The organism is Marinagarivorans sp., from assembly GCF_982758155.1.
In genome coordinates, this window is the sequence record NZ_CEXWTU010000271.1 from 1 (window position 1) to 6,040 (window position 6,040).

Annotated in this window: 4 protein-coding genes and 1 pseudogene; all 5 read right to left on the bottom strand. The window is 52.2% G+C overall.

Annotation, left to right across the window (positions count from 1 at the left end; genetic code table 11):
• On the bottom strand, positions 1 to 3,360 hold a 3,360-nt coding region (locus AC3A8L_RS19120; protein WP_487963876.1), incomplete at its 3' end, for an excinuclease ABC subunit UvrA.
• A gap of 101 nt (positions 3,361 to 3,461) precedes the next feature.
• Positions 3,462 to 3,807, bottom strand: a pseudogene (locus AC3A8L_RS19125) (ATP-binding cassette domain-containing protein); the annotation flags it as partial.
• A 1,160-nt stretch (positions 3,808 to 4,967) separates the two neighbouring features.
• On the bottom strand, positions 4,968 to 5,540 hold the full coding sequence (locus AC3A8L_RS19130; protein ID WP_487963873.1) for a hypothetical protein: 573 nt from the start codon (positions 5,538 to 5,540) through the stop codon (positions 4,968 to 4,970).
• Positions 5,533 to 5,745, bottom strand: coding sequence for a hypothetical protein (locus AC3A8L_RS19135; RefSeq protein ID WP_487963874.1), 213 nt, complete (start codon positions 5,743 to 5,745; stop codon positions 5,533 to 5,535). Before AC3A8L_RS19135 ends, AC3A8L_RS19130 begins: the two co-directional genes overlap by 8 nt.
• A gap of 111 nt (positions 5,746 to 5,856) precedes the next feature.
• Positions 5,857 to 6,040: Lcl C-terminal domain-containing protein (locus tag AC3A8L_RS19140; protein ID WP_487963875.1), on the bottom strand; the 184-nt coding region annotated here is incomplete at its 5' end.

The following is a 6,040-nucleotide window of genomic DNA, read 5'->3' on the forward strand; positions in this document are numbered from 1 at the left end:
CAGCCGCTCGGCGCTGGCTTTTTTGCTGTTACTTTGTTGGCCCTTTGCTTTGGGTTTAGCTTGAGTAACAGGTGCCACAATGACCACGCCGTTGCCCAACGCCAAGGCTTGCTCCAGCGCATCGGCCAATTGCTGCTCGTTTTGCGGGCTAATTTTAAGGCTGAGTAACGGTAACTCGATATCGTGCTCGCAGTAGCGATCCAGTACTGGCCAATCGTTAGTGGGTAAGTATTCGCCATCAACACGGAGCTTGTCATAGCCACGTGTGGCGGCCCATTGGGCTAATTCGCGGTAGATGCCTTTGCGCGCAACGACCATGGGCGCCAGTAAGGTTACCTCGCGCTCGCGGTAGTCTTTTTGCAGGCGCGCAAGGATAGCATCCGGGGTTTGCGGCTCGATGGGTACATCGCAGCTGGGGCAATATTGGGTCGCCAATTTTACATAGAGCAAACGCAGGTAGTGGTAGATTTCCGTAAGGGTGGCAACGGTACTTTTACGGCCACCGCGGCTGGTGCGTTGCTCGATGGCGACGGCTGGCGGTATGCCGTAAATGGCATCCACATCTGGGCGTGCAGCGGGCTGCACAAACTGGCGCGCGTAGGCATTCAGGGATTCCAAATAGCGGCGCTGGCCCTCGCCAAAAATCAAATCAAACGCCAGCGTACTTTTACCGCTGCCGCTGACGCCGGTAATCACCGTAAGCTTGTCGCGGGGAATAGTGACATCAATATTTTTAAGGTTGTGCTCGCGGGCTTTGTGCACGCTGATCTCGCGGGGGGCCTTTTTACGGCTACGTTTACTGGCAGTGGGTAATGGCGCCCCTTGGGTTAAGGCTTTTTGGTAATCGCGCAACGCTTGCGCGGTGTAACCCACAGCCAAGGTCGCAATATGCGCAGGCGTGCCGGTGGCCAGTACTTGGCCGCCGGCATCACCGCCCTCGGGGCCGATATCAATAATCCAGTCGGCAGCGCGAATAACATCCAAGTTGTGCTCGATCACCAGCAGCGAATGGCCCGCGCCAAGCAACTGCCGAAAGGCGCCCATTAAGGTGGCAATATCGGCAAAGTGCAAACCGGTGGTGGGCTCATCAAACATAAACACAATATGCTCGCGAGCTTTGGCTTTGGTGGCCGCTAGGTGGCCAGCCAGCTTTAAGCGCTGGGCTTCGCCGCCGCTTAGCGTGGGCACAGCTTGGCCCAACTGTACGTAATCCAGCCCTACATCGGCCAAAGGTTGCAGGGTTCGCTGCACCTCGGCGTACTCGCAAAAGAAGGCCAAGGCCTCGGCCACCGTCATCTCCAAAGCATCGGCGATGGATACCGCGCGCGGTGCTTTGCCGTCGGCCGAAGGCTGCAGTAGTTTTACCTCGAGTATCTCGTTGCGAAACCGGCGGCCGTCGCAATCGGGGCAGCGTAGGTATACATCACTTAAAAACTGCATTTCCACATGCTCAAAGCCATTGCCTTGGCAGGTGGGGCAGCGGCCGGTGCCCGCGTTAAAACTAAAGGTGCCCGGTTTGTAGCCGCGCTCTTTGGCCAGCGGTGCCGCCACAAACAATTTGCGAATAGCATCAAAGGCGCCAACGTAGGTGGCTGGGGTGGAGCGGGTTGTTTTGCCGATGGGGCTTTGGTCCACCATCACCACTTTATCAATGTGCTGTAACCCATTAATGCGTTGATGGCTGCCCGGCGCCTCGGTTTGCTCACCAAAATGCTTGAGTATCGCAGGGTAAAGCACTTGCCGCAGGAGTGTGGATTTACCCGAGCCACTCACCCCGGTTAGGCATACCAAACGCTTAAGCGGAATATGCACATCGATGTTTTGCAGGTTGTGCGCGCTGGCGCCGATAATATCAATCGCTGGGCTATTGCTGCCCTGGGTGCTGTTTACTCCAATGTTTTTAACCGCATCGCTCGCCGCTTGTGCAAGGTACTGGGGCGAAGCCTCTGCCACCGCGTGGCCTTTTTGACCGGGCCCATGCTGGTGACCCACTTGCTTGCTGCCGCAGAGGTATTGCGCGGTGAGGTTATTTTTGCGTTTTAGCAGGGCGGCCGGTGTGCCAAAAAATTCGATATTGCCACCCAAGCGCCCGGGGCCTGGGCCTATATCTAATATGCGGTCTGCCGCCATAATTACTTGCGGGTCGTGCTCCACCACTAACAACGAGTTACCCGCATCGCGCAGGCGCTGCAGTACTTTAACCAAGCGCTGAATATCGCGCGGGTGCAAACCGGTGCTGGGTTCATCCAACACAAATAGGGTATTCACCAGAGAGGTGCCAAGCGCGGTGGTTAAGTTAATGCGCTGTACCTCGCCGCCGCTTAGGGTGCGTGATTGGCGGTCGAGGGTAAGGTAATCGAGCCCCACCTCGCACAAATAATTAAGCCGAGCGCGAATTTCCTCCAGTAGTAATTCGCCCGCTTCATCCACGGCGCGGCCACTTTGGCTCTTGCTCAGTTGCGCAAAAAACTCGCCACAACGCGAAAGCGGCAGACGCATAACATCGGTAATATTCAGCCCCGGTAATTGATTAAAGCGCGCCTTAGGCAACGCGGGCCCGGCGGGCTTAAAACGGCTGCGACCGGCTAGCGCTTGTTTTGCTGCATCTAATGAACCCACCCGCCACCACAGCGAGGCGGGTTTAAGCCGAGCACCCTCGCAAGTTTGGCAGGGCGTGTAGGCGCGGTACTTGGATAGCAACACGCGAATATGCATTTTGTAGGCTTTGCTTTCTAGCCACTCAAAAAACCGGCTAATGCCGTACCACACGTTTTGATCCCAGTGGCCCTCGCCCTGCAGCACCCACTGGCGCTGGTCTTCGGTAAGATCCCGCCAGGGTACATTGGTAGGAATACCCCGCGCCTTGGCGTATTTCAGCAGTTCGCGCTGTACGTCGGCATAGCTTGGGGTTTGAATAGGTTTAATGGCGCCATCTTTGAGGCTTTTGCCCTCGTCCGGTATCACCAAGCCGTAATCGACCCCGATAATGCGACCAAAACCACGGCAGGCCTCGCAAGCGCCAATGGGCGAGTTAAACGAAAACTGACTAGGGTTGGGTTCGGGGTAGTCGATATTGCAACTGGCGCAGTGGTGGTGGCTAGAAAACGGCACCGGCTTGCCCGCTTGCATGTTGTCATCTAACGGGTACACACGCAGGTGGCCCTTGCCATAGCGCAAGGCGGCTTCCACGGATTCGGTCAGGCGACCACGGTTGTTCTCTTTGAGTTTTAATCTGTCCTGCACGACCTCTACCTGATTACCCTCGCGATTTTGCATGCGCGTGTAACCTTGCTGGCTGAGTAGCTGCAACACCTCATCGTCGCTAAGCGACTCCGGCACGGTAATAGGCATGCACACCATTAGCCGCTGCCCTTCGGCGTAATCGCGATACAACGCCTGCACCACGCTTTGCGGTGTATCACTTACCACTTCGTGGCCGCAGCCTTGGCAGTACAGGCGCGCCAAGCGGGCAAATAATAACTTCAGGTAATCGTTAAGCTCGGTCATGGTGCCAACGGTAGAGCGCGAGGTGCGCACCGTGTTGCTCTGCTCAATAGCAATCGCCGGCGGAATACCCTCGATACTATCAACGGCGGGCTTGTCCATGCGGTCTAAAAACTGGCGCGCGTAAGCCGAGAAGGTTTCAACGTAGCGGCGCTGGCCTTCGGCATAGATAGTGTCGAAGGCCAAGGTGGACTTGCCCGAACCACTCACCCCAGTGACGACCACCAACTCCCCAAGCGGGATATCCAAGTCGAGATTTTTAAGGTTATTTTGGCGCGCGCCGCGAATTACAATGGCATCAATGGTCATGAACTACTACGTCCGATCAACAAATTTAAGCCTACTATACGGCAGCGGGCTAGAGGAGGATGTAGGATTTATTGGCGGCTGTAGGAAAGTGGCAAGGTAGCGGTTTGTAGTGGTTAACCCATCCGCTCACCTACTAAGATAGTGTTTTGGGTGTGCTAGATTGGTTTCCCCAATTATTATGTTATGGATGTCCTATCCTTTGCCCTTTTTCCTTTTCCCTCCTATCTTTTGTATTTGTATTTGACTTTTTAATTGCCGAATACATTCGACCAGGGAGAGACCGCAGCCAAAAAGAAAGCTTAAATGAATCGTCAAAGTCCCAAAGATCCGGATCCCCCCCCCTATCAACCTCCAATAAACGCAAGGTTGAGTCATATCTAATCACCCTAAAACTGCGACCAGAATCCAAGTAAAGGCGAAAGCTGCTGTAGCTCCACGTTCCGTCATCTTCGGCCTTATTGGACTTTAAAAGAAAGTGACCATCCTTATAAATTTCAATCACCTCATCACCACGATAATAAATTCAACATCCAGAGGGTTTAAGTCATCCCTGACCGCCAACACAGAGATGATATAGAGCCCTATGATAACAATTACAACTCTCTTCATCGTGACCAAAACCTACTTACGATTAAGACGACCAGCATGTCAAATTCTTCCATGAAAATCATTTGGGTGCGGCCCTCCATTTAGAAACCAATCAGGATAAGCCATATTAAATGTATATGTCTGGTTAACAGTTCGAAAAGGGGTGTGTAGCCCAGCATCATTTTTCACACTATCGAAGTTTGCGGAACCATCGAAAGGAGTTAATCGAGTGTATGAGTCTACAGTCATTGGGTTAGTTACTACCACAAGCGCACTGGGACCATTTTCATTCGGGTATATATTAACATTTGCCCTGCCAAGCATATGAAGCGTTGGGTTAATCGCCGGAACAGTTGCATCCCAAATAGCCTCAACGCCATTAAACCCAAATCCCCAAGCCATAACACCATCAGTGTAGCTATCTATCCCTCCTCCGGCATAATCGAGGACACCGATAATTCAAACGCTGTAGGCGTGCGAGTCCGTCTATCTTTCGCAGTTGTGGCGGGATCAAAGATTGCCTATCTAGCCGACTAGCCGTGGTAAAACTATTCACAGAGCTGCTTTTAGTCGATCAATGAAATCTTCGGCCAGCTTGGCACCAGCTCACCGTTATAACAATCCATATCGCCATGTACTGCTAAGGGTGTCGTGCTATCACCTAATAATACTGCGTCAATTTTGTAGGTTGCGCGATAGCCGCAGGCTCCTGATCCTGCGGATAGATAGAGTAGCTCAAGATCATTTTCTGCATTTAAAATCATACTGCCCCAAACTACGTTTAAAGATTTAAGCAATTTGTAATTGTCTTCACTTGGCACCATAAAACTAAGTGTTTCCAAAATATTGCCTGCGGAGTCGATTATATAATTTTGGTAAGAATCTTGATAAGCGCCGAAGTCACATGCAAATTGTAATAACTTTCGGTCGGCAGTTAAATCAACGATCCGCACTAGCCGTTCATCTGGAGCCCCAGCGTCACCAGTACATCCTTGTCTGTCGATTTTACTTTTCCAAAACAAAAATCTATTAAGGTCTGGCTTGCTAGTGACGGTACTTTTCTGTTCACTGGCGAGCTGTTGTGCGCAGGCCGTTGTGGTAATTAATGTTGCGAATAGGTGCGGTATGATTTTAAGCATAGTGGGCATAGGCTTGTTTAAAGTTAGGAGTAATGATGGCGCTTTGTGTAGATGCGAAAATTAACTGCTCAAGGTCCGTGGCTGTCTTAGCAATTTGGCTGGCATGGTCTTGGCCGTTAATGATTTTTCGAGCACCGACGTAATTGGTTGTAGCACCAGATAGGTATTGAACTAAGCGCGTGTTTGCAAACAAACCGTCGCGCATGATAATCGAGGACACCCATAACACAAACGGCTAAGGCCAAGCTCACAAGCGGTTCAGCTTAGGGCTTGGCTATCACAGTCAACGAGTGGCGTGTTCTTTAGCTCAACCCATTCAAATACTCCGCACCAAATAAACCCCAAAACCCTTATCAATCTCTCGCGGCAGCATAATGCCGGTGGTGAAATCTACATGCCAGGCGTAGCCATCTTCACGCCGGCCGGGGGTGCTGGACCAATAGCCCGCATTTAAGGTGCCAGGGAATACGGTTTCATTAACGGCCGGCACTGTGCAGGCG

Coding starts and splice junctions, on each gene's coding strand:
- AC3A8L_RS19135 (WP_487963874.1), bottom strand. CDS start 5,745: ATGCGCGACGGTTTGTTTGCAAACACGCGCTTAGTTCAATACCTATCT.
- AC3A8L_RS19130 (WP_487963873.1), bottom strand. CDS start 5,540: ATGCTTAAAATCATACCGCACCTATTCGCAACATTAATTACCACAACG.